Below are 23304 nucleotides of genomic sequence, written 5' to 3' on the forward strand. Positions count from 1 at the left end.
GCGAGGCGAGTCGGCCCTGGCCGCATCATCCCGCAGCGTCCCGACGGACGGCACCTCAGCCGACGACGAACGGCAGCTGCCGCACCAACTCCCCCAGTCCGGCCTCCTCGGCCGCGGTCGCGGCACGGCGCCCGGTGCCCACGAGAAGGGCGTCCGTGTCGGAGAACGAAGCCGGGAAGGCAGCGCCCGCGATCTGCTCGAGCATGGCACGGGACCGCGCCAGGCCCGAGGCGGGCGGCGCAGCGGCGTCGGGCAGGTAGGCAACCAGGTCGAGGTGGTGCAGTGTCCATTCCAGGACATACGCGCCCAGGTAGTCGCGGACCGTGAGCACGTGGCCTTGAGTCTCCACGCGCACCGTGGGATCGGCCAGTTCGGCGGCGCGGCCGGCGGCGGAGCCGACGTCGTCCAGATGGAAGGCGAGCAGTGCCGGATCCTGGTACGCGGCGGCGAGCCGCACGATCAGCGCGTCGAGGGGGTCGCTGCCGTCGGGCGGCGTCTGGGTGACGCTCCAGTATGTGACCGCGTCGCGGGTCGGCGCGCCGCCCGCCGGGGTGGCCAAGGTAATGAGGACGTCCTGCGCGTCGATGACCAAGTGGCACACGAGGTCGCGGACGAGCCAGCCACGGCAGCCCGACGGCCGGGCGAAGTCCTCGTTTTCCAGGGCGGCGACGGCTTCACGCAGGGCTGCCCACGACGGGGAGAAGAGATCGTCCACGACGGCACGCTAGTGGGGCCGGCACAGGCGGACAAACACATTCCGGCGGTCGCGGGGGTGCAAGACGGTCGCCGTCGGCTGCCTCCGCACCGTCGCCACCAACGCCCGCAATGCATCCGCCCGCTCCTCCGCGGGATCACCCACCGGATCACCCGCCGGCGGCGGAGCCATCGAGCGGTGGTGTGCCGGATACACCGCCACTTGGCAGGCCGCCGGCCTCCGGCGCGCTCGGAGCCGCTCGCCGCGCGATTCCCCTTCTTCTTGCTGGTGAGGGGTTGTGGGGGTTGGTTATGCGATATACCAGCAAGGGCCAGTTACTTATACCTAGTCGCGGACACACGAATGCCCCTCCGCTGCTCCCGTAGGCGGAGGGGCATTCATGGGGCCGGCCGGGTCGGGCCGGGGTTCCGGGGTGGGCGCGGGGCGCCGCGGGCCGGACTGTCAGGCGTACTTGACCTGCAGTTCCTTGATGCCGTTGATCCATGCGTGGCGGAGGCGGCGGGGTTCGGCGGCCTTGCTGATGTTCGGCATCGCGTCGGCGATGGCTTCGAACATCAGGTTGATCTCCATCTTGGCGAGGTTGGCGCCGAGGCAGAAGTGCGGGCCGCCGCCGCCGAAGCCGAGGTGCGGGTTCGGGTCCCGAGTGATGTCGAACTTCTCCGGGTTCTCGAACACGGTCGGGTCGTAGTTGGCGGAGCTGTAGAAGATGCCGACGCGCTGGCCTTCCTTGATCTCCTGGCCGCCGAGGACGGTGTCCGCGGTGGCGGTGCGCTGGAAGGACATGACCGGCGAGGAGTGGCGGACGATCTCGTCCGCGGTGGTGTCCGGGCGGGACTGCTTGTACAGGTCCCACTGGTCGGGGTTGTCGAAGAACGCGAGCATGCCGTGGGTGATGGCGTTGCGGGTGGTCTCGTTGCCGGCGACCGCGAGGAGGAGCACGAAGAAGCCGAACTCGTCGGAGGAGAGCGAGCCTTCGGATTCCGCGGCGACGAGCTTGGAGACGATGTCGTGCGCGGGGCAGGCCTTGCGCTCTTCGGCCATGCCCATCGAGTACATCATGACCTCGGCGGCGGCCTGGGCGCCGACGGAGGAGTCGGCGGCGTACTCGGGGTCGTCGTAGCCGAGCATCTGGTTCGACCACTCGAAGATGCGGCCGCGGTCCTCCTGCGGGATGCCGATGAGTTCGGCGATGGCCTGGAGGGGAAGTTCGCAGGCGACCTGGGTGACGAAGTCGCCGCTGCCTGCCTTGAGGGCGTCGTGGACGATGCGCGCGGCGCGCTCGGTGAGGGCGTCCTTGAGGGCGTTGATGGCGCGGGGGGTGAAGCCGCGCTGGACGATCGACCGCAGGCGGGTGTGCTCCGGCGGGTCGATGTTGATCATGATGAGCTTCTGGGCGTCGATGGAGCTGACGTCCATGCCTTCGGCGAAGCGGATGATCGCGGTCTTGCGGTTCGTCGAGTACAGCTCGGGCTTGGTGGACACCTCCTTGACGTCCGCGTGGCGGGTGACGAGCCAGTAGCCGTCGTCGCCGAAGTTGGACACCTCGGGGGTCTGCGGGACCCAGATCACCGGCGCGGTCTGGCGCAGGGACGCGAACTCCTCGAGCGGGAGGCGCTCGATGTACAGGTCCGGGTCGGTCGGGTCGAAGCCTGCCGGGATGACCGGACACGTCATGGGAGCCTCCTGTTGCCGGGGCGGTCGGTGTGACCTGTGGATCGGTGGATCTGCGTTCGGTGGAGCCGTGGAGCCGTGGTGCGGATGTGCGGGGGCGCGGCCGCGGTGCGTCGCGGGCCGCGCGGGTGCCGCGGGGCGGCGGGGACGGTCAGCCGTGCGCGGGGACGGCGCGCACGGAGGGTGCGGGCGCGGTGCTGCGGATGCGCCGGGGGGTGAGCAGGCGGCGGACGATGTCCAGCAGCACGGCTCGCAGTTCGGGGTCGGGCAGGTGCGGGAAAGTGGCGATGGCGGAGTAGAAGCCGCCGAGGGCCACGGTTGCCGCGACGCGGTATTCGACCGGCCGGGCGGGGTCCTGCAGGACGCCGTCGACGCGGGCGGTGATCGAGCCGAGGCGGGGGCGGACGGCGGGGTGGGTGCCGACCGAGACGTCGTGGTGGAGGATCACCGCGAGCGCGCGGTAGCGCAGCAGGAAGTCGACGTAGCCCTCGAACAGGACGCGTTGGCGGGCCGCGTCGCCTTTGCGGCGTTCGGCGTCGTCGAGGACGCGTTCGAGGTCGTTGAGGGCGGGCCGCATGAGCGCGTCGAGGAGTTCGTCTTTGGTGCGGAAGTGGTAGTACAGCGCGGCTTTGGTGACGCCGACGCGGTCCGCGATGGCCTGCAGCGAGGTGCCGGCGAAGCCGTGTTCGCCGAACAGGTCGACGGCGGCCGAGAGCACCTTGCCGTAGGTGTCTTCGGGTGCCGGTGCGGCCATCGCGGGTTCTCTCCCCCGGGTCGTGTGCGGGCGGGTCGTGCGGTGGGGCTGTGTGTCAGAACGTACGTCGTGGATTGCCGGATGACAAGCCTGATGCCGCGTCAATTTTGCTGGGATCCCTGATTCTTCGGGGATTCTTACTTGCCGTGTGGCTAGTGCGGATCGGCCTGCTATCGGGCGGATGGCCAGGTGCACACGTGTCGACCTGCGCGGTCGCACAGCGCGCCCCTTGTACGCTCCGCGAGCCCGTGGCACTCTGCGCCCCGCGAGCGCCGCGCGCCCGACGCGGCGCGGCAGGAGGCCCCGATGACCGCGCCCCAGGACCATCCGGCGATCGCCGACGCACGGCTGCACCAGGGGGTGGACGACGGCACCGCTACAGGGCCGGTCGACCCTGGTGCCGGTCTTGTGCGGATTCCGGCGCACCGCTACACCTCGGCGGAGTTCGCGGAACTGGAACTGCGCCGCTTGTGGCCGCGGACGTGGCAGCTGGCCTGTTGTGTGGACCATGTCGCGGAGCCCGGGGACTGGTTCGAGTACCGGGTCGGCCCGTTCTCGGTGCTGATCGTGCGGGACGGCGACGGGACGCTGCGGGCGTTCCAGAACGCGTGCCGGCACCGCGGGAACAGCCTGTGCAGCGGCTCGGGTTCGGGGCTTGCGGAGTTGAAGTGCGGCTACCACGGGTGGACGTGGGACTTGGCCGGGCAGCTGCGCCGGGTGCCGGGCCGGAAGGGCTTCGGTTCGCTGAAGCTGTCGGAATTCCCGCTGCTGTCGGCGCAGGTCGACACGTGGGGGCCGTTCGTGTTCGTCAACCTCGACCTCGAGGCGCCCGGTCTGGACGTGTATCTGGAGGGCGTGCCGGCGGATGTGTCGTGGGCGCGGCTGGAGGAATTCCGGTGCACGGCGTCGGTGGTGGGCGAGGTGGCGGCGAACTGGAAGACGGTGGCGGACGGGTTCAGCGAGACGTACCACATCCAGACGCTGCATCCCGAACTGCTGCGCAACATCGACGATGTGAACGCGCCGCAGCGGTTGTGGGGGCATACCGGCAAGTCGGAGCAGCTGTACGGGTTGGCGAGTCCGCGGTTCGCGGGCGGGCTGAGCGATGCCGAGGTGTGGGATTCGTTCGTGGTGACGCAGGGCGGGCGGATGGGCGTGTCCGAGCCGGGTTCGGTGCCGGAGGTGCCGGAGGGGTCGACGCTCGCCGATGTGATCGCGGAGCGGATCCGGGTGCATGCGGCGACCCAGGGGTCGGACTTGTCGGGGTTCGACACGGACCGGATCATGCGGCTGCACCAGTACAACCTGTTCCCGAACTGTTCGGTGCTGGTGACGGCGGACACGTTGAGTGCGCTGGTGGCGCGGCCCGGGGCGGTGCCGGGGATGGCGGAGATGGGCATCTTCGCGTTCCGGCGGGCGTCGGCGGAGGCGCCGTATGCGAAGCCGATGGATCTGCGGGTCGCGTTCGAGGACCTCGACCTGGGCTATGTGCTGAACCAGGACGCCGCGGTGCTGGCCGGGATCCAGCGGGGGCTGAACCAGCCGGGGCTGACGGAGATCGTGCTGTCGCAGGAGGAGAAGCGGGTCATCAACACGCACCGCAACCTGGAGCGGTACCTGGGGATCGGCCCGGCGGACTGAGCCGGGCGCGGTCCGGGGCTGGCGCTCGCCGCCGATATTTCGAATAATCGTCACGCGCGTTCGACAAGTCGACGCGCGTGATCGGTTTTGGCAGTGTGGCGAGCGGAGGAGCAGCGATGGGCGGCACGGCGCGGGCGGCGGTTTTCCTCGGGGACGGGACATACGAGGTCCGGGAGTTCGCGATCCCCGCGCCGCCGCCCGGCGGTGCGGTGCTCAAGGTCGAGGCCGTCGGCATGTGCGGCAGCGACGTGATGCAGTTCCACGGCCAGAAGCACGTGCCGGGCGAGGCGAGCCCGGTGGTGCCCGGACACGAGATCGTCGGCCGGATCCACGCGATCACCCCGGAGTCCGCGGCCGCGTGGGGCTTGGCCGAGGGCGACCGGGTGTGCGTCGACGAGATCGTCAAGTGCGGGCGCTGCAAGACGTGCCTGGCCGGTGCCGGGCTGTGCACGAACCTCCGGCTGTACGGCTACACGATGGGCGCCGACCATGAAGGCGGCCTGTGGGGCGGCTACGGCGAGTACTTGCGGCTGCTGCCGAACACGCACCTGATGAAGGCGCCGGAGTCGCTGACCGCGGCCGAGCTGACCGTGTTCGAGCCGCTCGCCAACGCACTCAACTGGGTCGCGTCGGTGCGGGTCTCCCCCGGCGACCGCGTGGTCGTGCAGGGCCCCGGCCACCAAGGCCTGCTGTGTGCGGCGGCGGCGCTGGCGTGCGGGGCGAGCCAGGTCATCGTGACCGGTACCGGCGCCGACGAGCTGCGGCTGAAGACCGCACTCGCGCTCGGCGCGCACCACGTGATCGACGTGGAGGCCGAGGACGTCGTCGCCCGCGTGGGCGAACTGACCGGCGGCAGCATGGCGAGCGTCGTCATGGACCTGACGCCGGTGCCCGCGGCGTTCCGCACGGCGCTCGACCTGACCGCGCTGTCGGGGGCCCGGGTGGCGTTGGCCGGGCTCAAGCACTTCACCCCCGTCGACGGCGTCCTGGTCGATCTGATCTCGCTGAAGAACATGTCGATCCAGGGCTGCGCGGGCTCGACTCCGTCGTCGATGGAGCAGGCGGTGCGTCTGCTCGCCGACCGCCCCGAGATCGCCCGCACGATGGCCGGGACGCATGTCGGCCTGGACGACGTCGAGCACGGCATCGCGCTCCTCGAGCGGCGTGCCGCGGGCGAGGACGCGGTGCACGTGAGCCTGGTGCACGAGGACTGACCCGGGTTCGCGGGCTGCCTTCCGGAGGGACGGCCGGGAGGCGGCCCGTGCCGGTGTCGGGTCGGCGGTGGCGGCGGGCCGCTACTGCGGCGGGTGCCATTCGAAGAGCAGGATGGTCACGTCGTCGCGCAACCGGTGGCGTTGGTAGTCGAGGATGGCGTGGATGAGCAGCCGCAGCACTTCGGCGGGGCGCTCGCCGGCGGCCTTGGAGCGGATGATGAAGTCGGTGAAGCGGTCGAGGCCGAACTCGGCACCGTCCTGGTCGCGGGCCTCGACGACGCCGTCGGTGTAGAGCAGGACGCAGTCGCCCGGCTCCAGTGTCGCTTCGTGCACCTGCCACCCCGCCGAGCGGAACGGCCCGGCCAAGCCGATCGGCGGCTGCGGGGGGCTGTCCAGCGCCCCGGCGATCACCCGCTCGGCACGGATCAGCAGCGGCGCGGGGTGGCCGCAATTGACCCAGCGCAGCACTCCGCTTTCGACGTCGAACCGGCACAGCACTCCGGTGCAGAACTGGTCGGGCCGCCACCGCGTGATCGCCTCGTCGACAGCTCCGACAACGTCGGCGAGATCACCGCCGCTGCGGCGGGCGTTCCTTGCCGCTGCCATCGCCACCGACGAGGTCAGGCCCGCGATCAGGTCGTGGCCCATGGCGTCGAGAATCATGGTGTGCAGCACGTTCTTGAGCACCGAGTGGTCGAATGCGTCTCCGGCGATGTCGTACGCGGGTTCGAGGACTGCGGTCGAAACGCACCTGACGGTGCCGATGGTCCGCGGCGGCAGGAAGGCCCGGAGCATCTCGGTGGGCAACTGCATCGGTGCCACCCGCGTGCGGGAGGCAAGCCAATCGCTGTAGGCGCGTTTGGACGTGATCAGCATGGCCAGCAGGTGGGCCAGCATCCGGCTGCGACGTATCCGGACTCCGTCGAGGACGGCGGTCCGCACCGCCAGGACGCCCAGCCGTTCCGCACCGTCGAGCAGCGGCATCCAGGCGACCACGCCGTCACCGGACTCGGCCACCCGCGGCGAGACCGTGCGGTACGCCCAGCCGGCCAGCGAGCCGTCCACCGGAAGGGGCTGCGCGGCCTCGTCCAGCGGGATGAGCAGTTGTTGTTGCAGGTCGACGAGGTAGATCGCCGCGGCGTCGAGGCCGAGGGCCGAGGCGCACCGGTTCGCCAGGGGCGGCAGGTCGACGGGCCGGTCGGTCTGCGCTTCGCTGATCAGTTGTTCCAGTCGGCTCTCGTCGACGGCGGGGCCGGGACCGGGCGGCGGGTGCGGTGGATCCGTCACGGGGATCACCCCCTCCGTGCCCAGTCTCACACCGATCCCGGCTTCCCTCGCGTCACGTGGGCAGCACGTCGGGGGCCGCTGTCGAGGGCAGCCTCGCCGGATCCGCTGACAGCTCGGCTGCCCGGCTGCCCGGCTACTCGGTTACTCGGTTACTCGGCGGCGAAGTCGTAGGCGACGGTCACCGGGGCGTGGTCGCTCCAGCGTTCGGCGTAGGTGGCGGCGCGTTCGACCACGGCGGTGGCGGCGGTCTTGGCGAGGCCCGGGGTGGCGGCGTGGTAGTCGATGCGCCAGCCGGTGTCGGTGTCGAAGGCCTTCCCGCGGTAGGACCACCACGAGTAGGGGCCGGCAACACCGGGGTGCAGGGAGCGGACCACGTCGATGTAGCCGACGGACCCGAATACGCCGTCGAGCCAGGCGCGCTCTTCGGGCAGGAACCCGCTCTTCTTGAGGTTGCCCTTCCAGTTCTTGATGTCGGCTTCGGTGTGTCCGATGTTCCAGTCGCCGCACACCACGACCTCGCGGCCGTCCGCGGCGGCCTTCTCGCGCAGCACGACCAGGTGCGCGCCCAGCTCGGCCATGAACCGGTTCTTCTCGTCCTGCTTCGGCGTCTCGGCTTCGCCGGCCGGCAGGTAGAGGCTGACGACGGTGACGCGGGGCAGGTCGATCTCGATCCAGCGCCCGGCGCCGTCGAACTCGGCGGAGCCGAAGCCGACGCGGTGCGCGGACGGCTGGATGCGCGAGTACACCGCGACTCCGGCGCGGCCCTTGGCGGCGGCCGGGGCGTATACCGTGTGCCAGCCTTCGGGCTCGCGTACCTCGTCGGCGAGCTGGTGCGGCTCGGCGCGGACTTCCTGGAGGCAGACGACGTCGGCGGAGGTGCCCGCCAGCCACGCGGTGAAGCCCTTGCCGGAGGCCGCGCGCAGGCCGTTGACGTTGATCGAGGTCACGGTGAACATCCCGGCAGGGTAACCCAAACGGGGGCGAACCCGGTCCGCGCCCGGGGTGCTGCCTGGGCGCGTCGCGACGACCGGGTTCGCCCGCGGCGAGCGCGGGTGCTAGCGGTACTCGGGGTTCTCGAAGTCGAACCTGGTGCCGGCGTCCCAGGCGGTGCGCTGGTTGCCGTAGGCGGGGAGGCCTCCGGCGTCCTTGAGTAGGCGGGCGAGGTGCAGCATGTTCCATGTCATGAAGGTGGTGTTGCGGTTCGTGAAGTCGTTCTCGGGACCGCCGGATCCCGGGTCGAGGTAGGACGGGCCGGGCCCGGCTTCGCCGATCCAGCCGGCGTCGGACTGGGGCGGGATCGTGTAGCCGATGTGCTGAAGGCTGTAGAGGACGTTGCTGGCGCAGTGCTTGATGCCGTCCTCGTTGCCGGTGATGAGGCAGCCGCCGACGCGCCCGTAGTAGGCGTACTGCCCGGCGTCGTTCAGCTCGCTCGAGCACGAGTAGAGGCGTTCGATGACGCGTTTCGTGACCGAGCTGTTGTCCCCGAGCCAGATCGGGCCGGCGAGGACGAGGATGTCGGCGGCCATGACGCGCTCGTACAGGCCGGGCCACGCGTCGCTCGCCCAGCCGTGCTCGGTCATGTCCGGGTAGACGCCGGTGGCGATGTCGTGGTCGACGGCGCGGAACTCGTCGACGGTTACGCCGTGCTTGCGCATGATGTGCCGGCTGATCGCGACGAGCCCCTCGGTGTTGCTCCGTTCGGGTGAACGTTTCAGGGTGCAGTTGATGTACAGCGCGGTGAGGTCGTCGTAGCGGGCGGGCGGCGCGGTGGTCACGGTGGCTCCGGGGTGGGTCGGCGGTGGTTCCGCGGACGGATACCCCGGAGTGCGGCCGGTCAGCCGCGTTTGCGGGCCACGCGCCGCTCGTCCCACACGGGCTGGTCGGATTCGCGGACGTGCCCGTCGCTGCCGAAGACGAGGAACCGGTCGAATGCCTTGGCGAACCACCGGTCGTGGGTCACCGCCAGCACGGTGCCGTCGAATACGTCGAGTGCCTGCTGGAGGGCTTCCGCGGAGACCAGGTCGAGGTTGTCGGTGGGCTCGTCGAGCAGCAGCAGGTTCGCGCCGGACAGTTCCAGGAGGAGGATCTGGAAGCGTGCCTGTTGGCCGCCGGACAGGGTGTCGAAGGTCTGCTCGGCGGCGTAGGCCAGTTCGTAGCGGTCGAGCACGCGCGCCGCCGCTTCCCGTCCGAGTCCGGAGCGGTGGGCGTCGCCCCGGTGCAGGATGTCGGCGAGGGTCTTGCCGTCGAATTCGGGATGCTCGTGTGTCTGCGCGAACCAGCCGGGTCGGACGCGGGCACCCAGCCGGGCGTTGCCGGTGTGGGCGACGGCTGCGACGGCGGTGGCGTCGACGGGGCGGTGTTCGACGTCGGGGTCGCTGCCGCCCGCCGCGAGGAGCCGTAGGAAGTGCGATTTGCCGGAGCCGTTGGAACCGAGCACGGCGACCCGGTCGCCGTACCAGACCTCGAGGTCGAACGGCTGCATCAGTCCGGTGAGTTCGACGGATTCGGCGATGACGGCGCGCTTGCCGGTGCGGCTGCCGCGCAGGCGTACCTTGACGTTCTGCTCACGGGGGATGTTCTGCGGCGGTCCGGCGTCCTCGAATTTGCGCAGCCGGGTCTGGGCGGCTTGGTAGCGGGATGCCAGGCCGTCGTTGTAGGCGGCTTTGTTCTTGTACATCTGCACGAGTGCCTTGAGCTTGGCGTGCTCTTCGTCCCAGCGCCGCCGCAGCTCGTCGAACCGGGCGAACCGGGCTTCGCGTGCCTCGTGGTAGGTCGCGAAGGAGCCGCCGTGCACCCAGGCGGTGTTGCCGGCGGCGCCGAGTTCGATGGTGACGATGCGGTCGGCGGCGTTGGCGAGCAGTTCGCGGTCGTGCGAGACGAGCAGGACGGCTTTGGAGGTGTCGCGGAGCGCGCCTTCGAGCCACTGCTTGCCGGGGACGTCGAGGTAGTTGTCGGGCTCGTCGAGGAGCAGGACGGGGTCGGGTCCGCGCAGCAGTGCTTCGAGGGCGAGGCGTTTCTGTTCGCCGCCGGAGAGGGTGGTGATGCGGCGCCATTTCGCGACGTCGTAGCCGATGCCGAGGGCGGCGGTGCAGCACTGGTCCCAGATCGGTTCCAGTTCGTAGCCGCCCGCGTCGGCGAACTCGGCGAGGGCTCCGGCGTAGGCCATCTGGGTGGGTTCGTCGTCGGTTTCCATGAGCGCCAGCTCGGCGGCGTCGACGGCGTGGACGGCGTCCCGGATCCGCGGCGGCGCGAGGGACACGAGCAGGTCGCGCACCGTCGATTCGTCCCGGATCCGGCCGATGAACTGCGGCATCACGCCGAGACCGCCGCTGCGTGTGACGGCGCCCGCGTCGGGTTTGATCTCCCCGGTGACGATCCGCAGGAGGGTCGTCTTCCCGGCTCCGTTGGCGCCGACGAGTGCCGTGGTGTTCCCGTCCCCGACGCGGAAGCCGACCTCGTCGAGCAGGACCCGTCCGTCGGGCAGCGAGTAGCTCACCGTGTTGATGTCGAGATGCCCCACGGCGCGCGTACTCCGAATCCGGGTGGTGTGGATGTATCCGGACTTCTTATCGCGCGCGGGGGCGGGACGCCAGCGGATATCGCCGGAGCGGTGTGCGGCGGGGCCGGCGGGGAGCGCCGGGAGGGGGTGGCGTGTGCGGTGCGGGCGTGCGGGCCGGTCGGTGGCCGGCCCGCCCCGCACGGTGGTCGGGCGATACGCGCATGCGTCCGGGCTAGGGTGCTGGGATGACCCGGACGACGGTGACCACCAGGACGCCTTCGGCTATGTAGTAGACGGCCAGGCAGTCGGCGACGAGCGCTTCGCGGTAGTCGTGTTCCTTTATGGCACGGGAGTTGGCACCGTACGGGTCGTCGGCGAGGTCGGTCATGCCGCGGTCGAAGTGGCGGCGGCGGTCGGCGGGGAGAACGGCGAGAGCGGAGCGGGCTTCGTTGGAGAACTCGATCCGGAAGCGGCTCATGGGGCCGCCGAGGCGTCGCCGTCCACATCGAGGTAGGTCACTCCGGCGAACTCCCCCGCTTTGATACGCGCGACGATCTCGTCGTCTTCCTCCCGGGCTTCGGGCGGGTAGCTCCAGCGGAACGCGATGAGCGGCACGTCCATGATGGGTGCGGCGCCGATCTCCCGGTCGAATTCGGCACGTTGCTCTGCGGGGAGGGAAGCCCGGATATCGTCGATGGTGCCGGGGAATTCGACCCGTCTGCCGCGCACGGTGGTGCGCAGGGCGTGCTCCATGGAGCGGCTCCTTTCAGCGGAGCTTTCACGCTACCCCGAGAGGGCAACCGCCTGGGGCGGAACCCCAAATCCGGTCAACCATCGCAAGAAACCCGACAAGGTCGGGCAGAGGCGGGCCGTGCTTCGGTCCGCGGCCGCGCGGGTCTCCACCGGTCTCAGCCGGTTGCGGGCGGCGGCGCGTCGGGTTCGTGTCCGTGCAGGGCGGCGGTGACCTCGTCGGCGGCGGCGCGGACGCGTTCGCCGAGGGCCCTGACGTCGCGGCCGGTGAGCGGGTCGGGGTGGTCGATGAGGCACAGGGCGACGGCGACCTGGCCGTCCGGGTCGAAGACGGGGGCGTTGACGGACGAGACCCGGTACACCGTGTCGGGTTCGACGGTGGCGGGCAGTGCGTCGGAGGGGTCGAAGGTGCTGCCGATGTCGGCGATGGCGCGGCGGAGGGCGGCCGCGTGGCCGGTGGAGTCCCAGTCTCCGGTGCCGAGTTCGATTTCCAGGTCGGCGACGAGGCTGTCGAGGCGGTCGCGCATGCGGCTCTCGGTTTCCACGACCCAGCCGCGGGCGCGGATGCCGGCGAGCGCGGGTTCGAGGGCGGTGCGGGCGGCGGAGACGGCCGGCGAGTCGGCGCCGGGGGTGGTCGGCTCGGTATCGAGCCGGGCGAGCCAGGTGTCGACGGCGTGCGGCCCGCCCCACGCCACGGTGACGGAGCCGAGTGGGGGGCGGGGGCGGACGCGGTCGCCGAGCCGCATGCCGAGGGTGGTGCCCGTACCGCGGGTGCGGACGAGTTCGCCGACGCGCAGGTCGTCCTCGCCGGCCGCGTCGCCGCCGGGGACGAGCGCGAGGACGCCGAGTCCGGTGTCGGCGGCGAGGCGCCGCATGACCGGGCGCGCGAGGTCGAGGGCGGGGTCGCCTTCGGCGGCGGCGCGGCCCGCGGCGACCAGGGCGGGGCCGAGGCGGTAGGTGCGGCGGACGGGGTGGCGCAGCAGCCAGCCCGCGCGGGTGAGGGTGGTGAGCATGGGGTGCACGGTCGCCTTGCCGACGCCCAGTCCGCGGGCGATCTCGGCCAGGCTGAAGTCGTCGGCGGGGCGGGCTGCGAGCAGGTCGACCAGGGCGATGAGGCGGTCGGTCTGCGGGGAGGGTCGGCTCATGGTGGGCGGCAGCGTAGCGCATCTGCCCCATCTGTTCGCATAGTGCGACTCTTGATTCGCGTATCGCGTCCTGTCAAGGTGACGGCACGTCGGAGCACGATCGGTCCGGCGGGTGTTCGCACAACGTCGCCCGGTGGGGTGACAGAACGTCAGGAGGCCGCGTGTCGGCGTACGAAATTGCCGGGCAGGTCGCCGCGGGTGAGCGGTGGCCGCTGAAGTTCGGGGTCTTCCTCGCCCCCTTCCACAAGGCCGGCCGCAACCCCACGCTGATGCTGGAGCAGGACCTGCGGCTGCTCGAGCACCTGGACGGGCTCGGCTACGACGAGGCGTGGGTCGGCGAGCACCACTCGGGCGGGTGGGAGATCGTCGCCTCTCCGGAGCTGTTCATCGCGTCGGCGGCGGCACGCACCAAGCACCTGCGGCTGGGCACGGGCGTGGTGTCGCTGCCGTACCACCACCCGCTGCACGTGGCGGACCGCATGGTGCTTCTGGACCACCTGACGCGCGGCCGCGTGATGCTGGGTGTGGGCCCGGGCCAGTTGGCGTCGGACGCGCACATGCTGGGCATCGACACGGCGCGGCAGCGGGAAATGATGGAGGAGTCGCTGGAGGCGATCGACGCGCTGCTGGCGGGTCGCGAGCCGGTGACCCGGAAGACGGACTGGTTCACGCTGCAGGACGCGCAGTTGCAGCTGCGGCCGTTCCAGGACCCGTCGTTCGAGATCGCGGTGGCGGCGACGTTCTCGCCGGCCGGGCCGCGCACCGCGGGCCGGTTCGGGGCGGGTCTGCTGTCGATCGCGGCGAGCCAGGAGGGCGGTTTCGACGCGCTGGGGTCGCACTGGGGTGTCGCGAACGAGGTGGCGGCGCAGTACGGCCAGTCGATGGACCGGCGCAAGTGGCGGCTGATGGGCATGATGCACATCGCCGAGACGGAGGAGCAGGCGCGCCGCGAGGTGGCGTACGGGCTGCGGGACATCCAGGACTACCAGGCGAAGGTGCTGCCGATCCCCTACGACGCTTCGGCGACGTTGGATCAGCGGATCGACCACGGCAACGCGTCGGGTTCGTTCATCTGCGGGACGCCGGAGATGGCGGTGGCGCAGATCGAGCGGCTGTGGCAGAAGTCCGGCGGCTTCGGCACGTACCTGTTCATGGGTGCGGACTTCGCGGATCCGGAGGCGACGAAGCGGTCGTACGAGTTGATCGCCCGTGAGGTGATTCCGCACTTCACCGGTCAGTCGGCGGGTCCGCTCGGTTCGCAGGACTGGCAGGTCGGTTTGTCGGAGCGGTGGCGCGACCAGACGGCGCAGGCGCTCGGCAAGGCGGTCAAGGACTATGCGGCGGACAAGGCCGCGGCGTCGCTCGGTTCGGGCACGGACGGAGCGTCGGCGTGACCGGGGGCCGGGTGGCGGGCAAGGTCGCGCTGGTCACCGGCGCGGGTGCCGGGATCGGGCGTGCGGTGGCGCAGCGGCTGGTTGCCGAAGGCGCGCGGGTGGTGCTCGGCGACATCGACGAGAAGGCGTTGGACGCCGTGCTCGACGAGCTGGGTCCGGAGGCCGCGGCGGGCCGGCGTTGCGATGTGACCGACGAGGCGGACGTCGAGGCGCTGGTGGCGTTGGCCGTCGAGCGTTTCGGCGGGCTGGACATCGCGGTGGCGAATGCGGGCGGCGGTGGGTCGTCGGAGTTGGTCGCGCACGATTATGCGCAGTGGCGGCGGATCGTCGACCTGTGTCTGAACGGCGTGTTCCTGACGGTGAAGCATGCCGGCCGGGTGATGACGGAGCGCGGCGGCGGGTCGATCGTGAACATGGCGAGCCTGAATGCGGTGCAGGCGGGCCGCGGGATGGGCGCGTACTGCTCGGCGAAGGCCGGTGTGGTGGCGTTGACCGAGGTGGCGGCGCTGGAGATGGGCCGGCACGGGGTGCGGGTCAATGCGGTGGCGCCGGGTCTGGTGCGTACGCAGGCGACCGGTCCGATGTGGCAACTCCCGGGCGTGGTCGAGGAGTACGTGGAGAACGCGCCGCTGGGCCGGTTCGCGGAGCCGGAGGAGATCGCGAGCGTGGTGCTGTTCCTGGCGTCCGACGAGGCCGGGTTCGTGTCGGGGAGTCTGTACGGCGTGGACGGCGGTGCCCGGACGGGCCGCTACCCGGATTTGATCGGCGCGTTCGAGCGCATGGGACGGGAGTGACGAGCATGCGTGCTGCGGTGTTGCACGAGGCGCGGGATCTGCGGATCGAGGATGTTCCGGAGCCGTCGCCGGGTCCCGGCGAGGTGCTGGTGCGGCCCCGGTTCGCCGGGCTGTGCGGTTCGGACCTGCATTTCTGGGAGGGCGGGCTGCGGGGGGTGGTGCAGGATCCGCTGATCCTGGGCCACGAGTTCTCCGCGGAGGTCGTCGAGGTCGGTCCGGGTGTGGACGATCCGGCGATCCGGCCGGGCGCGTTGGCGTCGGTCGAGCCGATGTGGACGTGCGGGCAGTGCGCGCCGTGTCGTCGGGGGACGTACAACTTCTGCCGGAACATGGTGTGGCATGGCTTGTCGCCGAAGGGCGGCGGGATGTCCGCGCTGACGGTGGTGCGGGCGTCGATGGTGCATGTGCTGCCGGAGTCGTTGACGGCGGTGCAGGGTGCGCTGGTCGAGCCGATTTCGGTGGCGCATCACGCGGTGTCGAAGGCGCGGGTTCCGGTGGGCGGCAGCGCGCTGGTGCTGGGCGCGGGGCCGATCGGTATCGCGGTGTTCCTGGATCTGCGGGCGCGCGGTGTGGAGCGGATCGTGGTGTCGGAGCCGTCGCCGGACCGGCGGGCGGCGATCGCACATCTGGCGACGCTCACGGGCGGCGGCGCGGACCTGGTGCTCGACCCGGCGGCGGTGGACGTGCCGGCGGCGGTGCGGGAGCTGACGGGCGGCGAGGGCGTGGACGCGTCGATCGACGCGGCGGGCGTCGAGCCGGCGTTCCATGCGGCGATCGCGGCGACCCGGCCGGGCGGTCGTGCGGTGACGGTCGCCGTGTACATGAAGCCGGTGACGTTCCATCCGATGGCGGCATTTCTGGGCGGGGTCGACATCGTCGCAAGTTGCGCGTATTGCAACGACTTTCCTGCGGTCATCGACGGGTTGGTGAACGGTTCTTACCCGCTCGACGGTTGGGTCCGACCGATCCCGTTGGAGGGTGTCGCGGCGGGTTTCGCGGCGTTGGAGCGGGGCACAGAACTCAAGCTGCTGGTCGACGTCCAGGGCCCCTGACACCCCGGACGCCGCGGCCCCGAGCGGCGACGCGCGCCGACGGCCGGGATCACTCCCCCGTGCCCGGTCGTCGGCCCCGCTTTCTGCGGTATCGCCCGTCCGAGACGGCGCCCCTTGGGTGCCGTCTCGGACGCTTTCCGGTGGTGTTCCGGGTGCTCGGCGGGGCGGCGGCGGATTGATCGGATCATCCGGATATCGTGACCGCATGTCCGCTCAGAACCCCGCCGTCACCGCCCGCGTCGCACTTGTCACGTGCGCCGAGCTGCCCCACCTGGACGAGGACGAGTCGGTCCCCATCGCCCCGCTCGCCGCCCGCGGCATCGCGGCCGAGCCTGCGGTGTGGAACGACCGGTCGGTGGACTGGGACGTGTACGACCTGGCGATCATTCGGTCGACGTGGGACTACACCGACCACCACGCGGAGTTCGTGGCGTGGGCGGAGACCGTGCCGCGGCTGGCGAACCCGGCCGACGTGGTGCGGTGGAACAGCGACAAGACGTACCTGCGGGACCTGGCCGCGGCCGGCGTCCCGGTCGTGCCGACGATCTGGATCGAACCCGACAGCACCCTCACCCTGCCCAACGATGGCCGCTACGTCGTCAAGCCGGCGATAAGCGCGGGCTCGCGCAACACCGGGTTGTACGACATGGCGGACGCCTCCCAGCGCGCCCTTGCCGCGGGCCTGGCGACGCAGCTCCTCGCCGAAGGTCGCACGGTGATGGTGCAGCCGTACCTCGAGGCTGTGGACACAGCGGGCGAAACTGCGGTGCTGTTCGTCGGCGGCCACTACAGCCACGCCATCCGCAAGGGCGCGCTCCTGGACGGCCCGGCCGACGAGGTCGGCCTGTACAAGGTCGAGGACATCCGCCCGCGCACCGCCTCCGACAGCGAACTCCACGCCGCCCAGCTGGCGTTGGCCGCTGTCCCCGGCGGCGCAGAGCGGCTCTTGTACGCCCGCGTGGACCTGATTCCGGGCCCGGACGGCCACCCGGTGCTGCTGGAACTTGAACTGACGGAGCCGTCGCTGTTCCTGCGCTATGACGAGGGTGCGGCGGAGCGGTTCGCGGATGCTGTGGCGGCGTATCTGAAGCGGTAGGGCAGGGCGGCCGACGCGGATATTCCGTGGTTTCGGCGGCTGCGGGCAGCGACGATCGCGGAGTGCATATCTTCCTGGAGACCGAGCGGCTCGTGCTTCGCGCTTTCACCGATGCGGACGTGGAGCATCTCGTCGAACTGGACGGCGACGCCGACGTCATGCGCTTCATCAGCGGTGGCCGACCGACGAGCCGCGAGGTGATCCGGGCACGGACCTTGCCCAGGCTCCTGCACGTCCACCCGTGCACCGGGAATCCCGGCTACTGGGCCGCGCAGGACAAGACCATGGGGGTCTTCCTCGGCTGGTTCGAATTCCGTCCCTTGGACGAGCACAGCCCCGCCGTGGTCGAACTCGGCTACCGGCTGAACAAGGCCGCCTGGGGCCGCGGATATGCCACGGAGGGATCCCGCGCCCTGATCCGCAAGGGCTTCACCGATCTCGGGGTGGAACGCGTGACGGCGAACACGATGGCGGTGAACGCGGGCTCGCGGCGTGTCATGGAGAAGGCTGGCCTGTCGTTCCTCCGGACTTTCACCGGCGACTGGCCCGAGGCAATCCCCGGATCCGAGCACGGCGAAGTGGAGTACGAACTGACCCGGGCGGCGTGGCGGGGGCTCCGCTAGGCGCCGGCCTGCGCGCCGAAGCCGGACGCGCCCTCCACCGGCCGAGTGCCGCGCTCGCGGGGCGGCCGTCGGGCAGCCCGGGATCGGCCAGTTCGGCGGCGCGGCCCTGCGGCGGAGCGAGGGCCCACCGGTTGTCCACAGCCGGACGGTTCAGTCGCTGTCGGGTTCGTCGTCCGGTGGCAGCATCCGGTACATGACCAGCACCGCGCTTCCCAGCGCCACCACGCCCAACCCGAGCGACGCGATCTGCTCGGCCGTCTCCACGTCACCCCACCGGCCCAGGGCCGCGAACACCACTGCGGCGACCAGGCACAGCCCGGCAGCGATCCCGAGGCGGACGTTACGCGGCATCTCAGGCCTGCTCCGCAGCCGCGTCGGCGGCCGACTCGGGTGCGGCCGGCTCGTGCGGCGCGGGCTCGGCCGGCTGCGGTTCCTGCGGCGCGTTCTGGGCCGGCTCGGTCGCCATCGCCGTGCGGAGTTCCTGCGCGATCTCGTCCAGCGCCGCACCGCAATGGCGTTCCACCGGCGCGAAGCTCGCGAACCCGTGGAACAGCCGGTCGAAGCGCCGTGCTTTCACGTCGACGCCGGACTCGCGGAGGCGTTCGGCGTACGCCTCGCCTTCGTCGCGCAGCGGGTCGAACCCTCCCGTCGCGATGTACGTCGGCGGAAGCCCGGCGACGTCCGGGTCCCGCATTACCGAAAGCCGCGGGTCGTCGGCATGCGGCAGCAGCGACGCGATGAGGCCTTCGGGACCGGTCCACGTGTCGGTGTCGATGACGAAGCCCTTCCCGTACGCCGCGCGCGAGGGGTAGTCCCCCAGAACGTCGGTTGCCGGGTAGATCAGCAGCGTCCACGCCGGTCGCGCGGTACCGGTGCGCAGGGAGGCGTGGGCGACGGCCGCGGCCAGGTTGCCGCCGGCGCTGTCCCCGCCGACGGCGATGCGCCCCGGGGCCGCGCCGAACCGCGACGGATCCGCACACACGTGCCGGAAGACCGCCGCGGCATCGTCGAACTGGGCCGGGAACGCGTGCTCGGGCGCCAGCCGGTACTCGGCCGACAGCACCCGCACGCCCGACCGCGCGGCCAGGAATCGGCACACCGGCTCGTGGCTGTCGATGCCGCCGAGCACCCATCCGCCGCCGTGGAAGAACACCAGCAGCGGTCCGGACGCCGGCGCCGCGGCCGGCTCGTACAGGCGGGCCCGCAGCGGTCCGGCCGCGCCGGGAACCGTGTAGTCGGAGATCCGCAGGTCGCGTCCCTCGCGCCCGGCAAGGATCGGTCCGCCGCGTCCGCTGTCGGTCCGGAGCCGCTCCAGCTGCGCGAGCCCGGTCGGCATCTGGTTGCGGATCAGCCGCATGACCGCGCGGCTCGACGCCGGAATTTCGTGTCGGCCGTCGGCCGACCGGATCGGCGGTCCGGCGAGCGGACGCAGCAGGGGCCCGGGAAGTGCAAAGACCCCACGCAGAAACGCCGACGCAACTCGCGCGCCGCGATCACCGAGCCGAGGTGCGGCCACGACAGCCTCCGCAAGACAGGCCTGACACAGCGTCAGAGCAAGTGGAGGGAACGCTATCGGACCGCATACGCCAGGGTCACGGCCGCGGTGACCCGGTCGGCTGCTCGGTTTGCCGCCGGTGTGGCGAAGCGCGCGGCGGCGCTCTGGATGCGCGCCCGCGCAGCGATGACGGCTTCCGGCCGATGGACCCTTCTCGTCCCGCACCGCCGAGCCCCGCAGACACCGCGGGGAGATCACCCGCCGACGGGGTCGCGTGCTGCGGCGGCGAACGGCACCGCAGCCGGGCGCGCGGGGAGGTGCAGTCGACGGTGAGTCGCTGGACCTCGAGGGCCGCCCACGGCAGCGTGGCGCGGTGAGTGACGTGCGCCCGTTTGCTTTGCAGTGGTCGGACGTCGACCCCGGCCGCCATCCGTTCACGCTGGACTGGAACGCGGCCGTCGAGCTGGCGAAGCTGGTCGCACCGTTGCTGCCCGCCGCCGAGGTCGCGGCGGAGTCCCGCGGCAGGTCCCTGGACGCCGTGACCCGGCTCCTGGTGGAGCGCTGCGGACGGTGGGCCTGCGGGTGGAATTGGTCGGTCGGTGAGGGCGACCTCGACGGCGGAGTCGTCGAGGCGTGGTGCTGTGCCTCCGATTCGGTGACGACGGCGGACGCGACAGCGCCGCGGGTGGTCGAGGCCTTGCAGGAATGGCGGCGCTGGCTCGAGGAATTGGCGGAACGCTTCGCGACCTTGGGACCCCCGGCGGACATGCCGGAATCCGCGGTGGACCCCTGGTGCTGGGAGCGTGCCTGCACTCGTCTGGTGACCGTCGTCGCCGACCGGACACGCGCCCAGAGCGGCTGGCACCGGCACTGCATGCAGGTGCTCGCCTGGTTCCTGGCCGATCACGGCATGAACGAGGAACGCGCGAAGCGGATCGTGGCCGATGCCGTCGGGGGCCTGTTCGACAGCGGGACCGCGCCCGATGCCGTGCTCGTCGACGAGGTGAGCGCGCGCTTTGCCGCGGCTGCGGACGGAAGCGCGTGAGCCCGGGGCTCGGGCGCGTTGAGCGTTGCGGGCGACCCGGTGGGGCTGACAACGTCGACGGCCCGGTCGACCCGCCCGGACTGCTCGGCATCCCGATCGATGCAGCGCGCTTGTCCGGGCACTGCCAGTCCTGGGATCAGCAGGCCCAGGATGGGATCCCGCCGGGCGTCGATACTGCTGGACGTGGAACAACGCACCGATCTCGGAGAATTTCTGCGCGGCAGGCGGGCGGCTTTGCAGCCGGGCGATGTCGGCTTGTCCGGCGCGGGCCCCCGGCGGGTTCCGGGACTGCGCCGGGAGGAGCTGGCGGCGCTGGCCGGGATCAGTGCCGGGTACTACGCGAGCCTGGAACAAGGCCGCCACGCTCGGGTTTCCACGGAGATCCTCGACGATCTCGCGCAAGCACTGAAGCTCGACCGGCGGGAGCGGGCGATGCTGCGTGATCTCGCCGACGCCGCGGGCGGCGCGATGGTGGTGGAGCGCGGTGGTGGGGCCGGGACTGCCGGTGCGGCGCCGACGCGTTCGCCGCGCGGGCGTAGGCTGCGGGCGCCCCGGGAGCCGGTGCGGCCGGGGCTGAGGCGGCTTGTGGACTCCCTTGACGGGTCGCCCGCGGTGTTGCTGGGCCGGCATGGGGATGTGCTGGCGTGGAATCCGCTCGCAGCCGCGCTGTTTTCCCGTCTGGGGCGGGTGGCTGCGGAGCGGCGGAACGCGGCGCTGCTGATGTTCCGCGACGACGAGGTGCGGGCGTTGTTCGGGGCGCATTGGGAGTGTGCCGCGCGAACCGTGCTAGCTGCGTTCCGGGCCTGTGCCCTTGGGGATCCCGAGGATCCGCGCCTGGCGTCGATTGTCGGGGAACTCTCGCTCAACAGCACCGAGTTCCGTACTTGGTGGGCGGAGCCGTCGGTGCGGGCGGCGGCGTTCGGGGCACACACGTACCACCATCCGGTGGTCGGCGAACTGACCTTGGCCTACGAGGCGTTCAGCCCGACGCAAGACCGGGGTCTGCTCCTGGTCGTGCTCACCGCCGAGGCGGGAACGCCGTCGGCCGACGCACTCCAATTGCTCGGTATCGTCGGCGCCAGGCGCACCGAGGACAGCGTTTGCCCGCAGCCGTTCGACGGCCCCTGAATTCACTCATCACATCGGCGCGCCCCCGCCCCGCATTTCGGTACAGACGAGTCGCTAGTACACGCAAGCAGATTCGGGTACAAGTCGACCGTGAGCCAGGACAGCGCCAGGGATCCGCATGCTCCGCAGGACGCGACCGCGGGGACATCCTCCAACCGAAGCGGCAGAACCTCCGCGGCTGATGGGGAGGCCGGTTGCGGCGGGGAGCCAGGGGATGGGGAGGCGACCGACGACGCCTCTCCGTGCGGGGGCGTCGCCGGGGACGAGGCCGGCGGCGGAGCCGGGGTCTCCCCCGGCGGCGCGGCCCGTCATCGGCGCCGCCTCGTCGCCGCGCTGCGCCGCGACGGCCTGATCCGCTCGGCCGCGGTGGCCGCGGCGTTCGACGCGGTGCCCCGGGAGCTGTTCGCGCCGCCGGGCACGCCGGTGGATGCCGCGTATGCCGACCGCGTCGCCGTACTTGCCGCGGACGCGGCCGGAGTGCCGACGAGCACACTCAGCCAACCGTCGATCGTCGCCATCATGCTCGAGCAACTCGACGTGCGCCCCGGCCACCGTGTCCTGGAGATCGGCACGGGCAGCGGATACAACACGGCGCTGCTCGCCGAACTCGCCGGTGCGCGGGGCCGTGTCACGTCCGTCGAACTCGATGCGGGGTTGGTGGCGTCCGCGGCGGCGCGGCTCGCCGAGCTGGGGCCGGGCGGTGGTACGCCGATGGATCTGCGGCACGGGGATGGCTGGCGCGGCTCGGCGGACGGCGCCCCCTACGACCGGATCCACGCCACCGTCGGTGTCGACGACATCGCGCCCACGTGGCGGACCCAGTTGGCGGACGGAGGGTTGCTCGTCGCCCCGCTGTGGCTGCGGCCGGGTCTGGAGCTGTCGGTGGCGCTGCGCCGCGACGGCTCGGTCCTGCGCAGCGTGTCCGTCGCGCGCTGCGGGTTCCTCCAGTTGCGTGGCCCGCACGCGGCCGGGCCGCATGCGCGACCGTTGAGTGCCGGGGCGATCGGCCTGTGGGTGGTCGGCGAGGCGTTGTCGGGGGCGGACACCGAGACGATCGGTCTCCTGGCCGGCCGGAAGGGGACGGCCGCGGGGCCCGTCCCGGATTTGACGGACCGCCGCTGGTGGGCGCTCGCGCTGTCCGAGCCGCGCACGGTCCTGTTCACGGACGCACACGGCGCGCCCGCCGCGTGGGGTGCGTATGACGCCGAACAGGCCGGTTTGGCCATCGCCATCGACGGATGGTTGACGTCCTACGGGGACCCGGGCGTCGCGGACGACGTCATGTCGCGGCTCGCCGACTGTCCCGACGTCGACCCGACCGAGATGGAGATCTCCGCCTATCCCACGGGCAGCCCGCTCCCCCGTCGGCCGTCGCGTGGGGCGACGTGGCGGATCATCCGGCGGGATCACACGTATCGGATCCACTGGAACCCCGACCGGGGTTCGGGGCGGGAGCGGTAACAGAACGCTCATCCTCGCTGGGGTGTTCTGCAGTTTCCGTATTGGTGGGGCGCGTTGGGCCTCTGGAGCTCCGGGCCCGAGCATCGGGTCACGCGGAATGCCGAAGCCTTCCGCGCCGACCTTGGCGAGGCCTTGTCCCACGGCAAGCCGGTCGCCATCGCCAAGTACGGCACGTGTGTCTACCGAGTCGCCGGCGATCTAAACGGCATGGCCTGGCAGTTGCCGCGAGGAGCGATCCCGACGAGGACGAGCAAGTGCGTCACCCAGACGAACTGTTCGACACCTTCGAGGAAGGACGTGGATACCGCACTGTGGTTCTCCTTCGCCGACTACGACAAGCTCGGCGACCGCGACACCGCCTCCCACGGCGTCGTCGCATGCTGGACGGGACCTGCCGGGAACGGAGAGGTCTTCGGATGGCGTCCCGCTGAGTGGTGTAGCTGATGTTGGCGGGGATGCGCGCCGGTCGTGTGCCGGTGTGTGCGCCGTCTGCCGGTGGACGCGCCCTTGAAAACGGGGCGGGCCACCGTGCAACTCTCC

At 71.3% G+C, this 23304-nt stretch carries 23 protein-coding genes; 11 read left to right on the forward strand and 12 right to left on the reverse strand.

What is annotated here, in order from left to right; translation table 11 throughout:
* Window positions 1-55: 55 nt before the first annotated feature.
* The 3 genes from ABEA93_RS23055 to ABEA93_RS23065 all read right to left on the reverse strand — a co-directional run bounded on the left by ABEA93_RS23055 (window position 56) and on the right by ABEA93_RS23065 (window position 3140).
* Entirely contained in the window at window positions 56-715 is a 660-nt protein-coding gene (locus ABEA93_RS23055) for a maleylpyruvate isomerase N-terminal domain-containing protein (protein ID WP_345677594.1), read from the reverse strand.
* 441 nt (window positions 716-1156) lie between these two features.
* A complete protein-coding gene (locus tag ABEA93_RS23060; protein WP_345677595.1) occupies window positions 1157-2389 on the reverse strand; it encodes a cytochrome P450 in 1233 nt (410 codons plus the stop codon).
* A gap of 148 nt (window positions 2390-2537) precedes the next feature.
* Complete coding sequence (locus tag ABEA93_RS23065) at window positions 2538-3140, reverse strand: TetR/AcrR family transcriptional regulator (RefSeq protein ID WP_345677596.1); 603 nt, start codon at window positions 3138-3140, stop codon at window positions 2538-2540.
* 306 nt (window positions 3141-3446) lie between these two features.
* On the opposite strand from ABEA93_RS23065, the gene ABEA93_RS23070 reads away from it, so the two are divergent.
* Both ABEA93_RS23070 and ABEA93_RS23075 read left to right on the forward strand, forming a co-directional pair.
* On the forward strand, window positions 3447-4781 hold the full coding sequence (locus ABEA93_RS23070) for an aromatic ring-hydroxylating oxygenase subunit alpha (RefSeq protein ID WP_345677597.1): 1335 nt from the start codon (window positions 3447-3449) through the stop codon (window positions 4779-4781).
* Between the two features lie 116 nt (window positions 4782-4897).
* Window positions 4898-5995, forward strand: a complete 1098-nt coding sequence (locus tag ABEA93_RS23075; protein WP_345677599.1) for a zinc-dependent alcohol dehydrogenase — start codon at window positions 4898-4900, stop codon at window positions 5993-5995.
* An 81-nt stretch (window positions 5996-6076) separates the two neighbouring features.
* Here the strand turns inward: ABEA93_RS23075 and ABEA93_RS23080 are convergent, their stop codons facing one another.
* The 7 genes from ABEA93_RS23080 to ABEA93_RS23110 all read right to left on the reverse strand — a co-directional run bounded on the left by ABEA93_RS23080 (window position 6077) and on the right by ABEA93_RS23110 (window position 12676).
* Complete coding sequence (locus tag ABEA93_RS23080) at window positions 6077-7291, reverse strand: PP2C family protein-serine/threonine phosphatase (RefSeq protein WP_425585051.1); 1215 nt, start codon at window positions 7289-7291, stop codon at window positions 6077-6079.
* A gap of 140 nt (window positions 7292-7431) precedes the next feature.
* A complete protein-coding gene (locus ABEA93_RS23085) occupies window positions 7432-8238 on the reverse strand; it encodes an exodeoxyribonuclease III (protein WP_345677601.1) in 807 nt (268 codons plus the stop codon).
* Window positions 8239-8337: 99 nt separating this feature from the next.
* Complete coding sequence (locus ABEA93_RS23090) at window positions 8338-9057, reverse strand: flavodoxin family protein (RefSeq protein ID WP_345677602.1); 720 nt, start codon at window positions 9055-9057, stop codon at window positions 8338-8340.
* A 59-nt stretch (window positions 9058-9116) separates the two neighbouring features.
* Complete coding sequence (locus ABEA93_RS23095) at window positions 9117-10802, reverse strand: ABC-F family ATP-binding cassette domain-containing protein (RefSeq protein ID WP_345677603.1); 1686 nt, start codon at window positions 10800-10802, stop codon at window positions 9117-9119.
* Between the two features lie 211 nt (window positions 10803-11013).
* Entirely contained in the window at window positions 11014-11259 is a 246-nt protein-coding gene (locus tag ABEA93_RS23100; protein WP_345677604.1) for a hypothetical protein, read from the reverse strand.
* Window positions 11256-11534, reverse strand: a complete 279-nt coding sequence (locus ABEA93_RS23105; protein WP_345677605.1) for a hypothetical protein — start codon at window positions 11532-11534, stop codon at window positions 11256-11258. The genes ABEA93_RS23100 and ABEA93_RS23105 overlap by 4 nt, the downstream gene beginning before the upstream one ends.
* 155 nt (window positions 11535-11689) lie before the next feature.
* The gene (locus ABEA93_RS23110; RefSeq protein WP_345677606.1) at window positions 11690-12676 is read right to left on the reverse strand and encodes a helix-turn-helix domain-containing protein; all 987 of its coding nucleotides are present in this window, start codon (window positions 12674-12676) and stop codon (window positions 11690-11692) included.
* Between the two features lie 161 nt (window positions 12677-12837).
* On the opposite strand from ABEA93_RS23110, the gene ABEA93_RS23115 reads away from it, so the two are divergent.
* The 5 genes from ABEA93_RS23115 to ABEA93_RS23135 all read left to right on the forward strand — a co-directional run bounded on the left by ABEA93_RS23115 (window position 12838) and on the right by ABEA93_RS23135 (window position 17635).
* Entirely contained in the window at window positions 12838-14070 is a 1233-nt protein-coding gene (locus ABEA93_RS23115; RefSeq protein ID WP_345677607.1) for an LLM class flavin-dependent oxidoreductase, read from the forward strand.
* The gene (locus ABEA93_RS23120; protein ID WP_345677608.1) at window positions 14067-14864 is read left to right on the forward strand and encodes an SDR family NAD(P)-dependent oxidoreductase; all 798 of its coding nucleotides are present in this window, start codon (window positions 14067-14069) and stop codon (window positions 14862-14864) included. The genes ABEA93_RS23115 and ABEA93_RS23120 overlap by 4 nt, the downstream gene beginning before the upstream one ends.
* Before the next feature lie 5 nt (window positions 14865-14869).
* Window positions 14870-15916 (forward strand): alcohol dehydrogenase catalytic domain-containing protein, encoded by a 1047-nt coding sequence (locus ABEA93_RS23125; RefSeq protein ID WP_345677609.1) that lies wholly within the window; start codon window positions 14870-14872, stop codon window positions 15914-15916.
* A gap of 205 nt (window positions 15917-16121) precedes the next feature.
* Window positions 16122-17012 carry an ATP-grasp domain-containing protein gene (locus tag ABEA93_RS23130; RefSeq protein WP_345677610.1) on the forward strand — a complete coding sequence of 297 codons (891 nt, stop codon included), beginning with the start codon at window positions 16122-16124 and terminating at the stop codon, window positions 17010-17012.
* Window positions 17013-17074: 62 nt separating this feature from the next.
* Window positions 17075-17635 carry a GNAT family N-acetyltransferase gene (locus tag ABEA93_RS23135; protein WP_345677611.1) on the forward strand — a complete coding sequence of 187 codons (561 nt, stop codon included), beginning with the start codon at window positions 17075-17077 and terminating at the stop codon, window positions 17633-17635.
* A gap of 150 nt (window positions 17636-17785) precedes the next feature.
* Here ABEA93_RS23135 and ABEA93_RS23140 read toward each other — a convergent pair whose 3' ends face one another.
* Both ABEA93_RS23140 and ABEA93_RS23145 read right to left on the reverse strand, forming a co-directional pair.
* Complete coding sequence (locus ABEA93_RS23140) at window positions 17786-17986, reverse strand: hypothetical protein (RefSeq protein WP_345677613.1); 201 nt, start codon at window positions 17984-17986, stop codon at window positions 17786-17788.
* A 1-nt stretch (window position 17987) separates the two neighbouring features.
* Window positions 17988-18992, reverse strand: a complete 1005-nt coding sequence (locus ABEA93_RS23145) for an alpha/beta hydrolase (RefSeq protein ID WP_345677614.1) — start codon at window positions 18990-18992, stop codon at window positions 17988-17990.
* Window positions 18993-19503: 511 nt separating this feature from the next.
* Between ABEA93_RS23145 and ABEA93_RS23150 the strand changes: the two genes are divergently transcribed.
* The 4 genes from ABEA93_RS23150 to ABEA93_RS23165 all read left to right on the forward strand — a co-directional run bounded on the left by ABEA93_RS23150 (window position 19504) and on the right by ABEA93_RS23165 (window position 23208).
* Complete coding sequence (locus tag ABEA93_RS23150) at window positions 19504-20175, forward strand: hypothetical protein (protein WP_345677615.1); 672 nt, start codon at window positions 19504-19506, stop codon at window positions 20173-20175.
* Between the two features lie 183 nt (window positions 20176-20358).
* Window positions 20359-21303 (forward strand): helix-turn-helix domain-containing protein, encoded by a 945-nt coding sequence (locus tag ABEA93_RS23155; protein ID WP_345677616.1) that lies wholly within the window; start codon window positions 20359-20361, stop codon window positions 21301-21303.
* Between the two features lie 90 nt (window positions 21304-21393).
* Complete coding sequence (locus ABEA93_RS23160) at window positions 21394-22764, forward strand: protein-L-isoaspartate O-methyltransferase family protein (protein ID WP_345677617.1); 1371 nt, start codon at window positions 21394-21396, stop codon at window positions 22762-22764.
* A 297-nt stretch (window positions 22765-23061) separates the two neighbouring features.
* On the forward strand, window positions 23062-23208 hold the full coding sequence (locus tag ABEA93_RS23165; protein WP_345677618.1) for a hypothetical protein: 147 nt from the start codon (window positions 23062-23064) through the stop codon (window positions 23206-23208).
* Window positions 23209-23304 lie beyond the last annotated feature (96 nt).

The organism is Yinghuangia aomiensis (assembly GCF_039542225.1).
Classification (GTDB): Bacteria; Actinomycetota; Actinomycetes; order Streptomycetales; family Streptomycetaceae; genus Yinghuangia; species Yinghuangia aomiensis.

Coding starts and splice junctions, on each gene's coding strand:
- ABEA93_RS23060 (WP_345677595.1), bottom strand. CDS start 2,389: ATGACGTGTCCGGTCATCCCGGCAGGCTTCGACCCGACCGACCCGGAC.
- ABEA93_RS23065 (WP_345677596.1), bottom strand. CDS start 3,140: ATGGCCGCACCGGCACCCGAAGACACCTACGGCAAGGTGCTCTCGGCC.
- ABEA93_RS23070 (WP_345677597.1), top strand. CDS start 3,447: ATGACCGCGCCCCAGGACCATCCGGCGATCGCCGACGCACGGCTGCAC.
- ABEA93_RS23075 (WP_345677599.1), top strand. CDS start 4,898: ATGGGCGGCACGGCGCGGGCGGCGGTTTTCCTCGGGGACGGGACATAC.
- ABEA93_RS23085 (WP_345677601.1), bottom strand. CDS start 8,238: ATGTTCACCGTGACCTCGATCAACGTCAACGGCCTGCGCGCGGCCTCC.
- ABEA93_RS23100 (WP_345677604.1), bottom strand. CDS start 11,259: ATGAGCCGCTTCCGGATCGAGTTCTCCAACGAAGCCCGCTCCGCTCTC.
- ABEA93_RS23105 (WP_345677605.1), bottom strand. CDS start 11,534: ATGGAGCACGCCCTGCGCACCACCGTGCGCGGCAGACGGGTCGAATTC.
- ABEA93_RS23110 (WP_345677606.1), bottom strand. CDS start 12,676: ATGAGCCGACCCTCCCCGCAGACCGACCGCCTCATCGCCCTGGTCGAC.
- ABEA93_RS23125 (WP_345677609.1), top strand. CDS start 14,870: ATGCGTGCTGCGGTGTTGCACGAGGCGCGGGATCTGCGGATCGAGGAT.
- ABEA93_RS23130 (WP_345677610.1), top strand. CDS start 16,122: ATGTCCGCTCAGAACCCCGCCGTCACCGCCCGCGTCGCACTTGTCACG.
- ABEA93_RS23140 (WP_345677613.1), bottom strand. CDS start 17,986: ATGCCGCGTAACGTCCGCCTCGGGATCGCTGCCGGGCTGTGCCTGGTC.
- ABEA93_RS23145 (WP_345677614.1), bottom strand. CDS start 18,992: ATGCGGCTGATCCGCAACCAGATGCCGACCGGGCTCGCGCAGCTGGAG.